The organism is Nocardia stercoris, assembly GCF_003696265.1.
GTDB classification, from domain to species: domain Bacteria; phylum Actinomycetota; class Actinomycetes; order Mycobacteriales; family Mycobacteriaceae; genus Nocardia; species Nocardia stercoris.
Genome location: NZ_RFFH01000006.1, coordinates 28,802 through 45,870 on the forward strand (window position 1 = coordinate 28,802; position 17,069 = coordinate 45,870).

Annotated in this window: 17 protein-coding genes and 1 tRNA gene; 10 read left to right on the plus strand and 8 right to left on the minus strand. The window is 68.9% G+C overall.

Annotated features, from left to right (window positions below; genetic code table 11):
* Nucleotides 1-37 precede the first annotated feature (37 nt).
* The 4 genes from EBN03_RS15705 to EBN03_RS15720 all read left to right on the plus strand — a co-directional run bounded on the left by EBN03_RS15705 (nt 38) and on the right by EBN03_RS15720 (nt 2,559).
* On the plus strand, nt 38-1,054 hold the full coding sequence (locus EBN03_RS15705) for a DUF3105 domain-containing protein (protein WP_122188796.1): 1,017 nt from the start codon (nt 38-40) through the stop codon (nt 1,052-1,054).
* The gene (locus EBN03_RS15710) at nt 1,055-1,765 is read left to right on the plus strand and encodes a DUF305 domain-containing protein (RefSeq protein WP_122188797.1); all 711 of its coding nucleotides are present in this window, start codon (nt 1,055-1,057) and stop codon (nt 1,763-1,765) included. It begins immediately after the preceding gene.
* A gap of 65 nt (nt 1,766-1,830) precedes the next feature.
* A tRNA-Arg gene (locus tag EBN03_RS15715) sits at nt 1,831-1,906 on the plus strand.
* A 185-nt stretch (nt 1,907-2,091) separates the two neighbouring features.
* On the plus strand, nt 2,092-2,559 hold the full coding sequence (locus tag EBN03_RS15720; RefSeq protein ID WP_158675633.1) for a gamma-glutamylcyclotransferase family protein: 468 nt from the start codon (nt 2,092-2,094) through the stop codon (nt 2,557-2,559).
* Nucleotides 2,560-3,293: 734 nt separating this feature from the next.
* On the opposite strand, the gene EBN03_RS15725 is transcribed toward EBN03_RS15720, so the two are convergent.
* Both EBN03_RS15725 and EBN03_RS15735 read right to left on the minus strand, forming a co-directional pair.
* Complete coding sequence (locus tag EBN03_RS15725) at nt 3,294-3,557, minus strand: hypothetical protein (protein WP_122188799.1); 264 nt, start codon at nt 3,555-3,557, stop codon at nt 3,294-3,296.
* A gap of 305 nt (nt 3,558-3,862) precedes the next feature.
* Nucleotides 3,863-4,267, minus strand: a complete 405-nt coding sequence (locus tag EBN03_RS15735) for a nuclear transport factor 2 family protein (RefSeq protein WP_122188800.1) — start codon at nt 4,265-4,267, stop codon at nt 3,863-3,865.
* A gap of 71 nt (nt 4,268-4,338) precedes the next feature.
* Between EBN03_RS15735 and EBN03_RS35845 the strand changes: the two genes are divergently transcribed.
* Complete coding sequence (locus EBN03_RS35845) at nt 4,339-4,584, plus strand: helix-turn-helix domain-containing protein (RefSeq protein WP_122188801.1); 246 nt, start codon at nt 4,339-4,341, stop codon at nt 4,582-4,584.
* Here the strand turns inward: EBN03_RS35845 and EBN03_RS15745 are convergent.
* Complete coding sequence (locus tag EBN03_RS15745; RefSeq protein WP_122188802.1) at nt 4,575-5,747, minus strand: FAD-dependent oxidoreductase; 1,173 nt, start codon at nt 5,745-5,747, stop codon at nt 4,575-4,577. The two genes, EBN03_RS35845 and EBN03_RS15745, sit on opposite strands and share 10 nt — an antisense overlap.
* A 105-nt stretch (nt 5,748-5,852) precedes the next feature.
* Here EBN03_RS15745 and EBN03_RS15750 point away from each other — a divergent pair, with 105 nt between their 5' ends.
* From EBN03_RS15750 to EBN03_RS15765, 4 genes are all read left to right on the plus strand, one after another.
* A complete protein-coding gene (locus tag EBN03_RS15750; protein WP_122188803.1) occupies nt 5,853-6,431 on the plus strand; it encodes a TetR/AcrR family transcriptional regulator in 579 nt (192 codons plus the stop codon).
* A gap of 206 nt (nt 6,432-6,637) precedes the next feature.
* Nucleotides 6,638-7,606 carry an AraC family transcriptional regulator ligand-binding domain-containing protein gene (locus tag EBN03_RS15755; protein WP_122188804.1) on the plus strand — a complete coding sequence of 323 codons (969 nt, stop codon included), beginning with the start codon at nt 6,638-6,640 and terminating at the stop codon, nt 7,604-7,606.
* A gap of 10 nt (nt 7,607-7,616) precedes the next feature.
* Nucleotides 7,617-8,153, plus strand: a complete 537-nt coding sequence (locus EBN03_RS15760) for a MarR family winged helix-turn-helix transcriptional regulator (protein ID WP_122188805.1) — start codon at nt 7,617-7,619, stop codon at nt 8,151-8,153.
* A gap of 96 nt (nt 8,154-8,249) precedes the next feature.
* Nucleotides 8,250-9,329, plus strand: coding sequence for an acetate and sugar kinases/Hsc70/actin family protein (locus EBN03_RS15765; RefSeq protein ID WP_122188806.1), 1,080 nt, complete (start codon nt 8,250-8,252; stop codon nt 9,327-9,329).
* Nucleotides 9,330-9,375: 46 nt separating this feature from the next.
* Here EBN03_RS15765 and EBN03_RS15770 read toward each other — a convergent pair whose 3' ends face one another.
* The 5 genes from EBN03_RS15770 to EBN03_RS15790 form a co-directional block, all read right to left on the minus strand.
* Nucleotides 9,376-9,882, minus strand: coding sequence for a DUF3558 family protein (locus EBN03_RS15770; protein WP_158675634.1), 507 nt, complete (start codon nt 9,880-9,882; stop codon nt 9,376-9,378).
* A gap of 4 nt (nt 9,883-9,886) precedes the next feature.
* Nucleotides 9,887-10,399, minus strand: coding sequence for a DUF3558 family protein (locus EBN03_RS15775; protein WP_158675635.1), 513 nt, complete (start codon nt 10,397-10,399; stop codon nt 9,887-9,889).
* A 16-nt stretch (nt 10,400-10,415) separates the two neighbouring features.
* Entirely contained in the window at nt 10,416-11,192 is a 777-nt protein-coding gene (locus EBN03_RS15780; protein WP_122188809.1) for an enoyl-CoA hydratase, read from the minus strand.
* 144 nt (nt 11,193-11,336) lie between these two features.
* Nucleotides 11,337-12,401, minus strand: a complete 1,065-nt coding sequence (locus tag EBN03_RS15785; RefSeq protein WP_122188810.1) for an enoyl-CoA hydratase/isomerase family protein — start codon at nt 12,399-12,401, stop codon at nt 11,337-11,339.
* Nucleotides 12,401-13,546, minus strand: a complete 1,146-nt coding sequence (locus EBN03_RS15790; RefSeq protein ID WP_122188811.1) for an acyl-CoA dehydrogenase family protein — start codon at nt 13,544-13,546, stop codon at nt 12,401-12,403. Before EBN03_RS15790 ends, EBN03_RS15785 begins: the two co-directional genes overlap by 1 nt.
* A 232-nt stretch (nt 13,547-13,778) precedes the next feature.
* Between EBN03_RS15790 and icmF the strand changes: the two genes are divergently transcribed.
* The gene (gene icmF, locus EBN03_RS15795) at nt 13,779-17,003 is read left to right on the plus strand and encodes a fused isobutyryl-CoA mutase/GTPase IcmF (protein ID WP_122188812.1); all 3,225 of its coding nucleotides are present in this window, start codon (nt 13,779-13,781) and stop codon (nt 17,001-17,003) included.
* Nucleotides 17,004-17,069 lie beyond the last annotated feature (66 nt).

Sequence of the window (17,069 nt, forward strand, 5' to 3'; positions counted from 1 at the left end):
AGGACCATCCGACACGTCGATAGAGAGCACATCCAGGATGCCGAACACCAGCGCCGAAACTCCGCCGGCCCGGCCACAACGGTCCGCACAATCGGCGAAGGCGATCCGCGCCGCCGCCAAATCGTCGCCTGCCCGCAAGGGTGGCCGGGGCGGCAAGCTGCCGCAGAAGCGCCAGATTCCGTGGATGACGATCGCCGCCTTCGCGGTGATCGTGGCGCTGATCGGTGCCCTGGCCATCTATCTGGTACCGCTGTACCAGAAGAAGGCGGATGCCGAGAAGTACACCCCGAGTTCGACGAACAAGGACCCGTCGCTGGCCATCCCCGGCGTCGTGCACAAGGAGTTCCCCGCGGGTCTGCACGTGCAGGCCTCGCAGCGGGTCGCCTACGACTCGTTCCCGCCGATGGGCGGCCCGCACGATGCCAGCTGGGCGGTGTGCAACGGCGTCGTCTATCCGAAGGCGGTGCGCAACGAGAACATGGTGCACGCGCTCGAGCACGGCGCGGTGTGGATCGCGTACAACCCGGACAAGGTGAGCGGTTCGGCCCTGGACACGCTGAAGGACAAGGTCACCGGCCAGCCCGCGATGATGCTGTCGCCGTACCCGAACCTGGACCAGCCGATCTCGCTGCAGTCGTGGGGGCACCAGCTCAAGCTGTCCGACGCGGACGACAAGCGGATCGACGAGTTCATCACCTCGCTGCGGCTGAACTCCAACGGCGTGTACCCCGAGGTCGGCGCCGACTGCGCGAACCCGACGTTCGACACCAAGAACCCGCCGGCCTTCGACCCGAGCACGCCGGGTCCGGACGCGATCCCGATGGACGGTAAGGGCCTGCAGCAGGACACCTCGGAGACCATGGGTGGTGGTCTGCCCGGCGGTGGCCTGCCTGGTGGTATCCCGGGTCTGCCGGGCATGCCCGGTCAGCCGGTTCCGGGTCAGCCCGGCCAGATCGCTCCCGGGGAGCCGGCGCCGGGTGAGCCCGTGCCGGGTTCGCCGGACCAGTCCGGGGCCACGGTTCCGGGCGGCGAGCAGCCCTCGGCGGGGCAGTAGATGGCGGCCGACGCCACCGCGGCGGTTCCCGAGCCCGATCCGGTCGCGGGCGCGCTGCGCCGCAAGCGACTGCTCATGGCGGCCCTGGCCTTGATCGCGGTGCTGTGCACCGGCATCGCGATCGGGCTGATGCTGCGAGTTCCGTTGCAGGACAGCAGTGCCGCGCCGAACGCGGTGGATGTCGGCTTCTGCCAGGACATGTCGATCCACCACACCCAGGCGGTTCAGATGTCGGCGTTCGAATTCGCCGGTGGCAGTGACCCGGACGTGAAACGGCTGGCCTACGACATCATGACCACGCAGGCCAACCAGGCCGGGCGGATGCAGGGCTGGCTGCAGCAGTGGAACAAGCCGGTGGCCGCGGTGGGCGGCTACATGGGCTGGATGACGGTCCCCATGAGCGGGCACGACATGAGTGGCATGTCCGGGACCGGCACCCACCCGGTTCCGCGCATGCCGGGCATGGCCTCCGACGCCGAGATGGAGCAGTTGCAGAAGCTGACCGGCCCGGCCCAGGACACGCTGTTCCTGCAGCTCATGCTGCGCCACCATCAGGGCGGCCTGCCGATGATCACCGACGCCACCGACCACGCCGACACCGATGTGGTGCGCTCGCTGGCGGCCAGCATGGCCAAGACCCAGGCGGGCGAGATGCAGACCATGACCCAGATGCTCACCCAGCGCGGCGCAGCCCCCCTGCCCATGAACTGATCCGACCAGGTCCGACCCGCTTTTTGGTGCTCGCGGTGTGATGCGATAGGCTTTCCGCATTCCCCGCCTTCGTAGCTCAGGGGATAGAGCGTCTGCCTCCGGAGCAGAAGGTCGCAGGTTCGAATCCTGCCGAGGGCACCACCGAGAAAGGCCCCCAGACCAGCGATTTCGCGGTCGGGGGCCTTTCTGGTTCTCGAAATCAACTGGCCTCGGTGTCACCGAATGTCACAACCTCGGCCAAAGTCGTTGCCGCCTCACGCAGAACGTCGCCCTGCGGTGGGATGTTGAACATATCGAGCGACAGAGCTAGCCCAGGAGGAACCCGCATGTCTTCAACCGCCTCCCGCGGGCACGAGGACCGCTCGGACATCTTCGGGCCCGATGGCCAATCCTCCATGCCCCTGTTCGCATATGGCACGCTCCAGGCCAGCGAGGTGATGAAGACGCTCATCGGGAGGGTTCCAGACCATCGGCCGGCCGAACTCGAGGGCTGGACAGCTGCCCGTCTCCCAGATCGGGTGTATCCCGGTCTAGTCCGCCGTGCCGGTCAGCGCATATCGGGACAGCTTGTCACCGGCCTGACCCCCGCCGAATGGATGCTCCTCGACCGATTCGAAGACACCGACTACGTCCGTGAGCTTCTGCAGCTCACGGACGGCACCAAGGCGTGGACGTACGTCTGGCAGCGCGACACGGAGGCCGCGGTGTGGGACCTTGACGAGTTCCTGCGCTCGGATCTGCCCGACTACGTTGTGCGCTGCTCCGCGTGGCTCACCCGGGACCGAGCCCGATAGACCGTCCCCACCTACTCCTTTCCGCCCAGTCTCTGAATCGCTCACTCTTGCAACGACGAAGCCGTTCCCGACTTGCTCTCCCGCGGCCTCGCATCCGATCCGCCGGCACCAGCTTTCGGCCTGGCCGTGGTCCGGGCTACCGAACCGCGGTCCCAAGCCGGCCGGGGGTCTTCACCATCGAGATAGCGCAAGCGTGGCGGTATCGGTGAGCCGATAATGACGGACTATCCAGCCGGTGCCGTCCGGCATAGGCTTGAAGCAGCGTTCTTGCCGTTTCAAGTGGTTACCTGATCCATCCCCGACTTTGGTGGTGTGTGATGACGGATCCTGAAGATCCCGAGGTAAAAGCCGGACTGCACGAGGGGCGCCCGAAACACTGGTGGCAGCGACTCAACCTGGCCAGTCTGGGGAGCTTCCCCAATCCGAAAGGGTCGGGGCGGACGAGGGGGTCGGGCTGGAGGCCGCCACGTGGCTACCCCGACCCGCCACGCCGAAACGTCCCCCCGTCCCAGCAGGAAGATCGCTGGCACAGGGAGCACGAAGGGTAGCCTGTCCCGCTCACCAGTCCCGATAGCGCTTACTCGCTGGTCGGCGCTGGTGGGGTTCGCCCAGCTCGATCAGGACATCACCGTGGCACGGCCCGTGCAGTCCGCAGGAACACGTCTCGGCTGCAGGGCAGGGGCCCCAGGAGAAGAGCAGTCGGGTTTCGTGTTGTCCTGGTGACGCAGGACCAGCTACCCGGCTGACAGGGAAGCGCCCTGGATCAGAAACGCGGCACTTCCGCTCGGGTGGCATGGAGAGGCGGCCGGGCCATCTCCCAGGCACCCACCAGGCAGGTTCATGGCCAGTACGGCCGAACCGACTCGCGCGATCGAGAGGACGTCGATTGTGGCGCTGCCGGTCGACGTGTCGGCGGATGCGGTGCCCGAGAGCGCGGTAGTGATGGCGACCCCGGCCAGGATGCCGAGGGTGGTGCGAATGTGGACGGATCGGGTCATTGCGGGGACGGTAATTCGGTCCAGGCGTGCCTGCATGCCCCCAAAAGTGGGGGCCACCTATGCCTCCCAAGCGGGGCGTGCTGGCATCGCTCGATGTCACCGCGATGTCACAAGTGACATGGACAGGCCCGGACAACCGGATACCTGGCCACATGGTTTCGCCAGGTCGGTGACCGGTCTCAGGTTCCCGAAGACGGCCCCGGGCCGCCTCCGGAGCAGAAGGTCGCAGGTTCGAATCCTGCCGAGGGAACCACCGAGAAAGGCCCCCAGACCAGCGTTTTCGCGGTCGGGGGCCTTTGTCGTGTTCAGCGCAAGGGTTGCAGGACGCGTTCCACCAGGGCGGTGTCGCAGTATTCGACGATTTCGGTGATGCGGCCGGCGGCGAGGCGCATGATCAGGCAATAGGTTTGCGGGTAGAGGGTGCCGGCGAGGGTGGTGCCGGTGGCGTGGGCTCGGACGACGACGCGGTCACCGGTGGCGAGGATATCGTCGGCGGTCATGCGGTAGTCGCCGGCGAACTGGGCCAGCAGAGGGCGCAGGAGGCCCTGTACCACAGCCGATTTCGGCCCCCAGGTGCCTGCCCACGACCAGCTGCCGGGGAAGGTCCAGGTGCAGTCGTCGGCCATGGCGTCGGTGAGGGCGCGGCCGTTGCCGCGGGCCAGTTCGGCGAAGACGGCGGTGATCAGCGCGTGATCGGTATCGGTGCTCATATCCGCGAAACTACGAGTCCGGCAGGCATGCGACCAGCGAGTATCTCGCATGCCCGGTATCGGTTTCTCGCATGGGTGAGTTCACCGTCGTCGGGTTGCGCGTCGTGCGGGCGGCGGCGCGGACCGGATCGTCCACCCGGGCCGCCGAACGGTTGCGCTACACCCAGTCGGCGGAATCGCGGCAGGTCACGCTCGTGGAGCACGACTGTACGGGCCGCAGCCCTAGCCGACACAGCCACGAAAGGCCCCCGAGCGGTGAATTCGCTGTCGGGGGCCTGGCATTCGGGTGCGAGAACGGCTGTCCGGTTCAGCGGTAGCCGAGTTCGGAGAGGACGAAGGCGAGCTTTTCGCGGACGGCCGGGATGCGGGTCACGGTGGACAGCACCAGGTTTCGGACGGCGCGGGCGGGGGCGGCGCTGAGGGTGGCCATCTTGGTCATGCGGTCGGTCATGGCGACCACGCTCTCCGCGACGGGGCGGCGGGTGGTCTCGTAGTCGTCGAGGAGGGCGGGGTCGGCGCCGCGGGTGACCTGGGCGAGCAGGCCGCCCAGGTAGGCGGCGTCCTGGATACCGGTGTTCATGCCCTGGCCGCCGGCGGGGCTGTGGACGTGGGCGGCGTCGCCGGCGACGAAGACGCGGCCGGCGCGGTAGCTGGTGGCGAGGCGGTGGTGGACGCGGAAGCGGCTGCTCCACAGCACCTCTCGCACCTCGCCGCCGCCGGCGGGACGGCGCTCGTCCAGAATCGCCTGTACCGCAGCGAGATCCGGCTTCTCCGGCGCCTCGGCCACCTGGGCGACGATCCGGTACCGGTCGTGTTGCTCGTTGGGCAGCGGGGCGACGAGCATGAAGCCCTCGGGCGAGAGGTTCAGCGAGACCTCGTCGCGCGGTGCGGGCCATGCCATCCGGACGTCGGCGAGCACGAACGACTCCGGGTACTGGGCGCCCTCGAATCCGATACCGACGGCGTCGCGCACGGTGCTGTACATGCCGTCGGCGCCGATCACGTAGTCGGCGCGGATCGAACCGGCGGTGCCGTCGGGGCCGGTGTAGCCGACGGTCACACCCGACTCGTCCTGGGTCAGCGACGCGACCGCGTACGGCCGCAGCACGTCGCCGCCGGCGGCCCGCAGCCGCGCCAGCAGGATCGATTCGGTGACCTCCTGGCCGACCATCACCGTGTAGGGGAATTCGGTGGGCAGGTCGCCGAAGGAGACCCGCGCGAGTTCCCGGTCGCCGTCGAGGGCCACGAAGGTCGGCACGATCAGGCCCTGGTCGCGCAGTTGCGCGGTGACACCGAAGGTGTCGAGTACCTCGAGCGTGCGGGCGTGGATGACCACGGCCCGGGAGGTGTTGGCCCCTTCGGCCTGCCGGTCGAGCACCACGACGTCGACACCCGCGTCGGCGAGGGCGATGCCGGCGGTGAGGCCGACCGGGCCGGCACCCACGACGACGACGGAAGCGGTGGTGGGAACGGTGGTCATGACAACTCCCTCGATCTTGCCAACATTCGTTGGCCAACAACTGTTGACTTAAAGATAGGCTCGCCGCGATGGCATGTCAACACTTGTTGGCCTACAGTTGTTGACATGACCGACGCACCCCGCCGTTCCGACGCGACCCGCGCCGCGATCCTCGACGCCGCCCGCAAACGATTCGCCGAGGACGGCTTCCGCAAGGCCACGATCCGGGCGATCGCCGCCGACGCCGGTATCGATCCGTCGATGGTGATGCGGTACTACGGCAACAAGGACGGCCTGTTCGCTGCCGCCGTCGACGTCCGCCTCGACCTGCCGCAACTCGACCCGGCGAACGGTTCGATGGGTGAGGTCCTGGTCGGCCACTTCCTGCGCCTCTGGGAACAGCCCCCCACCGACGAGATCGTGCTGACCCTGCTGCGCACCGCGGTGATCGACGATTCGGCGACCGAACGAGTCCGCACCCTGTTCGCCGAACAGGTGCTGCCGGCCGCACTGAGCGTCGGCGACCCCCGCGACGCACCCCATCGCGCCGGGCTCGTGGCCAGCCAGCTGCTCGGAATCGCGTTGTGCCGCTATATCTTGCGACTGCCACCCGTGGTGGCCCTCACCGCCGAGCAATTGATCGCCGACATCGGACCGACCATCCAGCGCTATCTGACCGACTCGCCGGCCACAGCCGGCGCTTGAACCCGCCCGCCCGAGCGCGGCGCCGCTCGGCGCGCCGGACCCGAGATCCCGCGCGCCGGACCTGGCGCACATGAGCCGGAATATGAGTCGCGCGAGCCGCTGTCATCGGTCAAGATCTACCGCACCGGGCAACCGGCACGACAGGACCGAATGCGACTTTCCGGAGCGATATCCGGCGCATCCAGTGCTCGAGAGGAGAGCGCGCCGTGTACAGCACCCTGCTGGCGAACATGGTGATCGCGGCCGGCGGCGAGACCGGCGGGCGGCGGATCGCAACCGCGGCTGGCATCCCCGGCACCCTGCCGTCCAAGCAGATGATCACCAGCGAGCAGTACCACCGGCTGTGGGAGCTGGCCGAATACGAGTACGACGTACCGGATCTCGCCTGGCACGTGGCGAACAGCCACCGCCCGGGCCTACTCGGCATGCAGGACTACCTGTTTCGCACCGGATCCACGATCCGCAGCGGATTGGCCGCCTGCGTAAGGCATTCCAGAGTGCTGACCACCAATCACGCTGCGCTGCAAGAGACCTACGCCGGCACCGAACCGGGTCAGACGACGGGCTATCGGCTGGTCGACGGCGGCGGGCACGGCACCGATCTGGCGGCGGAGTTCTGGATCGGCCTGGCGGTGAAGCGATTACGGGAGGCGACCGGGGAACCGATCGTGCCCATGCACGTCACGCTGCGCAAGCGGCCGCCCCGTCGTCACCGCTACCTGTTCGACATCCTCGGCGACTGCCGGATCGACTTCGACGCTCCGGCAATCACTTTCACCATCAAAGCCGAGGATCTCGACCGACCGCTGGTGACGGCCGATCCGATGCTGGCCGCCATTCTCGACAAGGCCGCCGCGGCGGTGCCGCCGGCCCCGGAGCGAGCGGTCGCCACGAATTGGCCCGACCGAGTGCAGGAGATCCTGTCGCACACCCTCGGAACCGGCGACTCCTCCCTGGAGGCGGTGGCCCGTCGGCTCGCGGTCGGACCCCGCACACTGCAACGCCGGCTCGCCGCGTCCGGTACGTCCTGGCGCTGCGAACTCGATCGCGCCCGCCGACTGCGCTGGGCCGAGAACGCCGACCGCAGTGGCGATGTCCGGGCCCGGCAACTCGGATATTCCGACGCCCGCGCCCTGCGCCGCGCCACCCGCCGCTGGACCGGCGCGGGAACATAGAATCCACCGCATGCCACCTTCTCACCCGCTGCGGCTCGACCCGATCGCGGAGGCCCATCGCCAGTGGACCGCGCACGGTTGGGACGAGGTAGCCGACGGGATGGCGGCGGTGACGTCGCTGGTGCGGGCGCAGCAGATCGTGATGGCACGGGTGGACGAGGCCCTGCGGCCCTCGGGTCTGACGTTTTCCCGCTACGAGTTGCTCATGCTGCTGAATTTCAGCAAGTCGGGCGCGCTGCCGATGGCGGTGGCGAGCGCCCGGCTGCAGGTGCACCCGACCAGTGTCACCAATACGGTCGACCGGCTAGAGGCCGCGGAACTGGTTCGGCGCGTACCGCACCCCAGCGACCGGCGAGCCACCCTGATCGAAATCACCGATACCGGACGGGAGCTCGCGGCCACCACGACCGAGCAGCTCAATGCGCGGGTGTTCGCGAATCCGGGCCTGCCCCCGGCACGACTGCGGCTGCTGCTCGACCTGCTGGCGGAATTCCGCGCCGGCGCCGGCGACTTCGATTCGGGCGAATCACCCACGCACTGGGCGTGATACACGTCACATTCGCGTCCGGCAGGTGGCCGAACAGCATCCACTCGGCGACATTCCAGCGCAACCGTCTTGGCATCGGCGGCCAAAAGGTTCACCATGGAACGCATGGTGCTGGTCCTGGGGGTTTCCGCGGGCGCGGGAGGCGCGCGCGCGATGCTCACCCATTCCGATCAGCCCCACCTGCCCCCGATCGATCTGTGCGCGATTCCCAGGCGTGCCGGAGCGGGGGTGGAGGAACCGGTGTTCCAGGCCGTGCGGATGATGCGCCGCGCCGCCGCGCATCGAGACGAGTGCATCACCGGTATCGCCGTCACCACCCGCAGTTCGCTGCATGCCGACGCGATCCGCGACGCGGCCGGCCGTAGCCGCCTCACCATCGTCGACGAACCGCTCGCCCAGCTGCGCTACCTGCGCTTTTCGGGTCGGCTGCCCGATTCCGGCTCGGTCCTGCTCTACGATCTCGGCTCCTCGGGCCTCACCATCACCCAGGCCGACTGCCGCACCGACGCCATCCTGGGCAGCCGGCACAGCACGGTCCTCGGCGGCGACGGGCACGACGCGCTGCTGCGCTGGATGCTCGCCCGCGACGAGATCGAGATCGACAAGCCGCACAGCCGGCAACTGAAGGAGGCGCTGAGCTCCTCCCCCGTGCAGACCGTGATCGATCCGGTCACCGGCCGCCGGCGGGTGGTGACCCGCTGCGACTTCGACGATCTGGTGTCCGCGGGCCTGCACCATTCGGCGTCCTTCGTCCGGCAGCTCCTGGAGGAGACCGGTACGGCACCGGAGGCGGTGGTGTTCCTCGGCGGCTGTGTCCGCAACCCCGGCATCCGCAGCGCCCTCACCGATCTGCTCGATCTGCCGGTGATCTACGACCAGGAACCGGAAGTGGTGTCCGCCCGCGGCGCGGTCCTGATGGCGACGCCGCAGCCGACCGCCGCCCGGCTGATCCGAGGTGTACGGCTGGCGCCCATGTCGGCGCTGCGGGTCCGCCGTGCCGAGCCGGTCTCGCGCCGAAAGGTGGTGGCGGCCTTGGCTGTTACCGCTTCACTGGGCGCCACGGTCGCGGGATTGCTACTGACGGAACAGAATCCGGATCGTGCCGGACACCACGGCCAGATGCCGGCACCGGTGGAGATCGCCGGGACCCCGTCGAACCCCGAGGGCCCCAAGTAGATCCGCGTCCCGTCGATCCACGACGGCAGCCGCATCCGAGTCGCGCTCAGACGCCGTCGATGTCGAGGGTGGCCTGGAGCAGGGCCAGCGCCGCGGCGCACGGCTCGGGCGTCGCGCTGTGGTCGCGATTCTGCACCCACCAGGTGAGGGTGCCGGAGTCGGCGGCGGTGACCGCGCAGCTGCCCGGGTCGCGCGGATCCCGCCAGTACATCGCCCCGAATCGCTTCAGGATCAGTTTGTCGGTCCGATAACCTTGCGCGGCAGCGACTTCGGAGTCGCGCAGCAGGGTGTCGTGCTGCAGCCAGGCATAGGTGAGGTCGGCGGTGCCGCCACCGGTGAAGGTGACCCGCCAGGTGCACACGGTGGGCGAGGTCTGCGGCGCGACGGTCGCGGCGAGCGCGGCGCCGATGTGGCTGTCGTCCAAGGGACCACAGCCGGACAGCAGGTTCGGGTCGACGGCGGCCCGCACCGGCGCCGGCGCGGACCCACCGGAACAGCCGGCGACCAGGCCGGCCGCCAGCAACGCGACCACTGCCGTGACTACGCTTCGCACGATGTCAGCCTGCCTTGGCCAGGGTCGCCGCGGCGAGCCGGGGCAGCGCCGCGCACGGGGAGCCCGCAGCCGCCGCACCCGCGGTGACGGTCCAGTCGATGAAGTCCCCGCCGCCGGAACCGGCCGCGATCTCACAGCCCTGCGCACCGGACCAGGTGAACCCCGGGTGCCCGGCGATCCGCACGTCGACGGCCGGTCCGAGCGTGACCTGGTCCCGGCGTTCGGTCAGCGAGCTGCCGCGGAACCAGGCGAACACCACGGCGTAGCCGCCACCGCCGGTCTCCCAGCCGCAGCGCAGCGGATTGGCCGCCACCTGCCGCAGCCCGGGCAGCCCCAACATGCCGGACAGATCGTCCTCGGTCATGGCCGCACACTGCGGAAAGTTCAGCGGCGCACCGGAATCCGCCGGCGCGGGCGCCGCCGAGGTGGCGGCCGGCCGATCCGCCGTACCGCCGCACCCGGCCGCCGTCACCCCGACCGCGAAGGTGGCCGTCGCCACCGCAACCCGCTTCCACACCCGGCCCACGCTACCGTCAGCGGTGCTTGAACTCCGGTGCCCGCTTGCCGACGAACGCGGCCATGCCTTCCTTCTGGTCCTCGGTCGCGAACAGCGAGTGGAACACCCGGCGCTCGAAGCGCAGGCCCTCGCTCAGCGTCAGTTCGTAGGACCGCTCGACCGCCTCCTTGGCGATCATCACGGCGGGCAGCGAGTAGCCGGCGATGGTCTCGGCCACTTCGAGCGCGGTGGCGATCAGTTCGGCGGCGGGCACGATGCGCGCGACCAGACCGGCCCGTTCTGCCTCCTCGGCGCCCATGTTGCGGCCGGTGAGGATCAGGTCCATGGCCTTGGCCTTGCCGATCGCGCGGGTGAGCCGCTGGGAGCCGCCCATGCCGGGGATGACACCGAGCTTGATCTCGGGCTGCCCGAAGGTGGCGTTGTCGGCGGCGATCAGGATGTCGCACATCATGGCCAGTTCGCAGCCACCGCCGAGCGCGTAGCCCGCGACGGCCGCGATCAGCGGCTTGCGGAACGCGGCGACCTGCTCGTAGCCGGCGAAGAAGTCGGCCAGGAACATGTCCATGTAGGACTTGTCGGCCATCTCCTTGATGTCGGCGCCGGCCGCGAAGGCCCGCTCGGATCCGGTGAGCACGACCGCGCCGACCCCGTCGTCACTCTCCAACTCCTGCAGCGCTGCCCGAAGGTCGGCCAGGACCTGCGAGTTCAGTGCGTTGAGCGCCTTCGGCCGGTTCAGCGTGATCAGCGCGACGCGCCCCTTGCGCTCGAGCAGAATGGTCTCGAAGTCGGTCACAGTGGGTGTCCCTTTCTCACATGTTTCGCCGGCCGTACACCGGTGACGATAGCGGAGACCGGGCCCGTACCCGCCGTAGCGGACGCGGCCCCGGGACCCGGAACCGCAGCTGATCGGCGGGCCGGGCGCGTGCTGCGGGGCAGGTCAGCCGAGGTTCAGTTCGTCCGGTCCGAGATCGGCGAAATAGGGGGCGATGTCGGATTCGGTGACGTCGGCCAGGGTGCGGGGGGACCATTGCGGGTTGCGGTCCTTGTCGATCACCTGGGCGCGGATGCCCTCGACCAGGTCGTGGGTACGCAGGGCGGCGACCGAGGTGCGGTACTCCTGGTTCAGGACCGCTTCCAGGGTGGGCAGTTCGCGGGCGGCGCGCAGGGCGCGCAGCGTGACCTTCAGTGCCACCGGGGATTTCGACAGCACGTCGGCGGCGGCCTGGCGCGCCGCGGGGTTCTCGTGCGCACGCAGCCGGGCGACGATCTCCTCCACGGTGTCGGCGTTGTAGCAGGCGTCGATCCAATCCTGCTGGGCGACAAGGTCGGAGGCGGGGGCGGTGGTGGCGAACTTGGCGATCGCGATATCGGGTTCGGTGGTGGCCAGTGCCTCGATCAGCGCCGGAATGTGTTCCGCCGGAACGAAATAGTCGGCGAAGCCGGCCGCGATGGCGTCACCGGCGGACATCCGCGCGGTGGTCAGGGCGACGTGGGTGCCGATCTCGTTGTGGCCGTCCGGGCCGCCGGTGCGCGCGAGCAGATAGGTCCCGCCGACGTCGGGGACGAAACCGATTCCGGTCTCGGGCATTCCGACCTTCGAGCGTTCGGTGACGATGCGGTGGCTGCCGTGTCCGGACAGGCCCACACCGCCACCCATCACGATGCCGTCCATGACCACCACGTACGGCTTCGGGTAGCCGCCGATCAGCGCATTGAGGATGTACTCGTCGCGCCAGAACTCGCCGGACGGCGAATGCGCGCCGCCCACACCGCTTTTCGCGTCATTATGGATGGCGACGATATCGCCGCCGGCGCACAGACCGCGCTCCCCCGCTCCGGTCACCACGACGGTGCGGACCGCGTCGTCGTCCGCCCACGCGCGCAGCGCGGCCAGAATCGCCAGCGCCATCGGATGATTGAGCGCGTTGATGGCCTTGGGCCGGTTCAGGGTGATCAACCCCAGCCCGTCGCGGGTCTCGATCAAGACTTCGGCGTCGCTCATCAGGATGCTCCTACCACTGCGCGGGCGACGACCACCCGCATGATCTCGTTGGTGCCTTCGAGGATCTGGTGCACACGCAGATCCCGGACGATCTTCTCCAAGCCGTATTCGGTCAGGTAGCCGTACCCACCGTGCAACTGCAGCGCCTGGTTCGCCACCTCGAACCCGGCGTCGGTGCCGAACCGCTTCGCCATGGCACACAGTTCGACCGCGTCGGGTGCGCCGGCGTCGAGCGCGGCGGCGGCCCGCCACAGCAGGGTGCGTGCCGCTTCCAGCGACGTGCGCATGTCGGCGAGCCGGAACTGCAGAGCTTGGTTGTCCAGCAACGGTTTTCCGAACGCGGCGCGTTCCCGCAGGTAGGGCACGGTCCGTTCGAGCGCTGCCTGCGCGCCGCCGACCGAGCAGGCGGCGATGTTGAGCCGGCCGCCGTTGAGGCCGTGCATGGCGATCCGGAAGCCGTCACCCTCGGCGCCGAGCCGGTTGGCGACCGGCACCCGGGCACCGGTGAGGATCACCTGCCGGGTGGGTTGGGCGTTCCAGCCCATCTTCTTCTCGTTCGGCCCCACCGTCAGGCCGGGGGTGTCGGCGGGCACGATCAGCGCGGAGATGCCGCGGGCACCGGACGCGTCGTCGCCGGTGCGGACCATCATGACGTAGACGTCGGTCGAGCCGGCACCGGAGATGAACTGTTTGGTCCCGTCGAGGATGTAGTCCTCGCCGTCGCGGATCGCGCGGGTGGTCAGGGCCGCCGCGTCGGATCCGGCGCCCGGTTCGGTGAGGGCGTAGGAGGCCAGCAGGTCCATCGAGGTGAGGCCGAGCAGCCAGCGTTCGCGCTGCGCGTCGGTGCCGTAGGCGTCGATCATCCAGGTGGCCATGTTGTGGATGGAGATGTAGGCGGCGATCGCGGGGCAGCCGGTGGCGAGTTGTTCGAAGATCCGTACCGCGTCCAGCCGGCGCAGCCCGGAGCCGCCGCCGTCCTCGCGGACGTAGATGCCGCCCAGGCCGAGACCGCCGGCCTTGCGCAGGACGTCGATCGGGAAGTGTTTGCGCTCGTCCCAGTCCAGCGCGTTCGGTGCGAGGTACTCGTCGGCGAACCCGCGGGCGGTGTCGCGGATCGCGGCCTCGACCTCGTCGAGTACGAACATGCTCAGTCCAGATCTTGTCGGGCGCGGTACGGAGACCGCACGGTACGCGGTCATCATAATGTCGGACATCCAACTATCTCGACTCGGGCAAGTGTGATTGCGGCCACCGATCACGAGCCACGTGCCGGGGATCACAGTAGAATGGTTGGACGTCCAAATATTGGGCGACAATCCATTATGTCCGGATCTCCGGCCGAGCCCGGAACCGGCGTCGCTGCGGCGGAGGGCAATCATGGCCGACCTGCACGTACCCGTTCACCCGGTCCGGCTGGTGACCGCGGCCGCACTCTTCGACGGCCACGACGCGGCCATCAACATCATGCGGCGCATCCTGCAGGCCCAGGGCGCGGAAGTCATCCACCTCGGGCACAACCGATCGGTCCGCGAGGTCGTCGACGCGGTCGTCACCGAGGACGTCCAGGGCGTCGCGATCAGCTCGTACCAGGGCGGGCACATCGAATACTTCGAGTACCTGGCCGCCGCGCTCGCCGAGGCCGGCGCCGGGCACGTCCGCATCTTCGGCGGTGGCGGCGGCGTCATCGTCGCCCCCGAGATCGCCCGCCTCGCCGAATCCGGGATCACCATCTTCTCCCCCGAGGACGGTCAGCGCCTCGGCCTGCCCGGCATGATCAACCAGCTCATCCGCGCCTGCGACACCGACCTCACCGCGCACCCGGCCACCCCCGAGGCGGTACTGGCCGGTGACCGGAACGCCTTGGCCCGCACCCTCACCTGCCTGCAAGCCGGCACCCTGCCCGAACCCGATCTGGCTACGCTGCGCGCCGCCGCGGCCGCCCGCACCGTGCCGGTCCTCGGCATCACCGGCACCGGCGGTTCCGGAAAGTCCTCGCTCACCGACGAATTGGTGCGCCGGCTGCGCACCGACCAGCAGGACAAGCTGCGGGTGGCGATCCTCGCGGTGGACCCGAGCCGGCGCCGTGGCGGCGGCGCGCTGCTGGGCGACCGGATCCGGATGAACACCCTCGACGGCGACCGGGTGTTCCTGCGCTCGCTGGCCACCCGCACCGGACACGAACTGCCCGCGGGCATCGACGATATGGTGGCGGCCTGCCGGGCCGCCGGCTACGACCTGATCATCCTGGAGACCCCCGGCATCGGCCAGGGCGATGCGGGCATCGTCGACCACGTCGACATCGCAATGTATGTCATGACACCGGAATTCGGCGCCGCCTCACAGCTGGAGAAGATCGACATGCTCGACTTCGCGGATGTGGTGGCGATCAACAAGTTCGAGCGGCGCGGCGCGGAGGACGCGTTGCGCGACGTCTCCCGCCAACTGATCCGCAACCGGGAGGCGTTCGGTGCCGCACCCGAGGACATGCCGGTATTCGGCACCAGCGCAGCCACTTTCGACGACGACGGGGTCACCGCGCTCTACCAGCACCTGATCGGCGCGCTCGGCGAGCGCGGACTGCCGCTGGTCCAGGGCGTGCTGCCGCGGGTGGACACCAAGGTTTCGACCCGGTTCTCCCAGCTGGTCACGCCGGCCCGCAGCCGCTATCTGGCCGAGATCGCCGACACCGTACGCGCCTACCACCGCGAGACCGAACGACAGGCCGACGCCGCGCGGCGGGTGCAGCGACTCGACGCCGTCATCGCCGAACTACCCGCCGAAACCGGTGACACCGCAGCAATACTCACCACACAGCTCGATGCCGCCCGCCGCGAACTGAGCCCGGACGCGGCCGCCCTGCTCGACGACTGGCCCGCGCTCGCCGAGTCCTATCGCGGCGAGGAACAGGTGGTCCGGATCCGCGACCGCGAACTGCACACTCCGCTGCGGCGAACGACCCTGTCGGGCAGTTCGATTCCCCGCGTCGCCCTCCCCCGGTACACCGATCACGGTGAGCTGCTGCGTTTCCTGCGCGCGGAGCACCTGCCCGGCCGCTTCCCGTTCACCGCCGGGGTGTTCCCGTTCAAGCGGGACAACGAGGACCCGGCCCGCATGTTCGCCGGTGAGGGCGACGCCTTCCGCACCAACCGCCGCTTCAAGGTCCTGTCCGAGCACGCCGAGGCCACCCGGCTGTCCACCGCCTTCGACTCGGTGACCCTGTACGGCCACGACCCCGACGAGAGTCCCGACATCTACGGAAAGGTCGGTACCTCAGGCGTTTCCATCGCCACCGTCGACGACATGCGAGCGCTGTACGACGGATTCGACCTGACCGCGCCGGACACCTCGGTGTCGATGACCATCAACGGCCCCGCGCCCACGGTGCTGGCCTTCTTCCTCAATACCGCGATCGACCAGGCCACCGACCGGTTCCGCGCCACCAACGGCCGCGACCCCGACCCAGCCGAAGCGGAACAGCTTCGGGCACAGACACTCTCGACCGTGCGCGGCACGGTGCAGGCCGACATCCTCAAGGAGGACCAGGGCCAGAACACCTGCCTGTTCTCCACCGAATTCAGTCTGCGGATGATGTGCGACGTCCAGGAATGGTTCGTGCGCAACAACGTCCGCAACTTCTACTCGGTGTCGATCTCCGGATATCACATCGCCGAGGCGGGCGCGAACCCGATCAGCCAGCTGGCGTTCACCCTGGCCAACGGATTCACCTATGTCGAGGCGTATCTCGCGCGCGGCATGCTGATCGACGACTTCGCGCCCAACCTGTCGTTCTTCTTCTCCAACGGCATGGACGCCGAATACTCGGTGATCGGCCGGGTGGCCCGCCGGATCTGGGCGATCGCCATGCGCGACCGCTACGGCGCGAGCGAACGCTCACAGAAACTCAAGTACCACGTGCAGACCTCCGGCCGCTCGCTGCACGCACAGGAGATGAGCTTCAACGACATTCGCACCACCCTGCAGGCCTTGATCGCGATCTACGACAACTGCAACAGCCTGCACACCAACGCCTACGACGAGGCGGTGACCACCCCGACCAGCGAATCGGTGCGCCGCGCCCTGGCCATCCAGCTCATCATCAACCGGGAATGGGGAGTGGCCATGAACGAGAATCCGCTGCAGGGCAGCTTCCTGTTCGACGAACTCACCGATCTGGTCGAGGCGGCCGTGCTCACCGAGTTCGAGCGGCTGTCCGAACGCGGCGGTGTGCTGGGGGCCATGGAGACCGGCTACCAGCGTGGGCGTATCCAGGACGAGTCCATGCGCTACGAGCAGCGCAAACACGACGGCACCCTGCCGATCATCGGCGTGAACACCTTCCGCAACCCGAACACCGAGCCCGAACCCGAGCCCGAACTGGCACGCGGCACCGAGGCCGAACGCAGCTCCCAGTTGCGCCGCACCCGCGCCTTCCGCGAACTGCACCGCGACGAATCCACCGCGGCGCTGCGCCGGCTGGAGGCGGCGGCCCGCAACGGCGACAACATGTTCGAGGTGCTGATGGACGCCGCGCGGGTGTGCACGCTGCAGCAGATCACCGACACCTGTTTCGCGGTCGGCGGCCGCTACCGGCGCACCGTATAGGCACCCACCGCGCACGCTCCGCCCGGAACCCGGCGCTCGCGACGGATCGGGCGTAGCGTGTGCGCT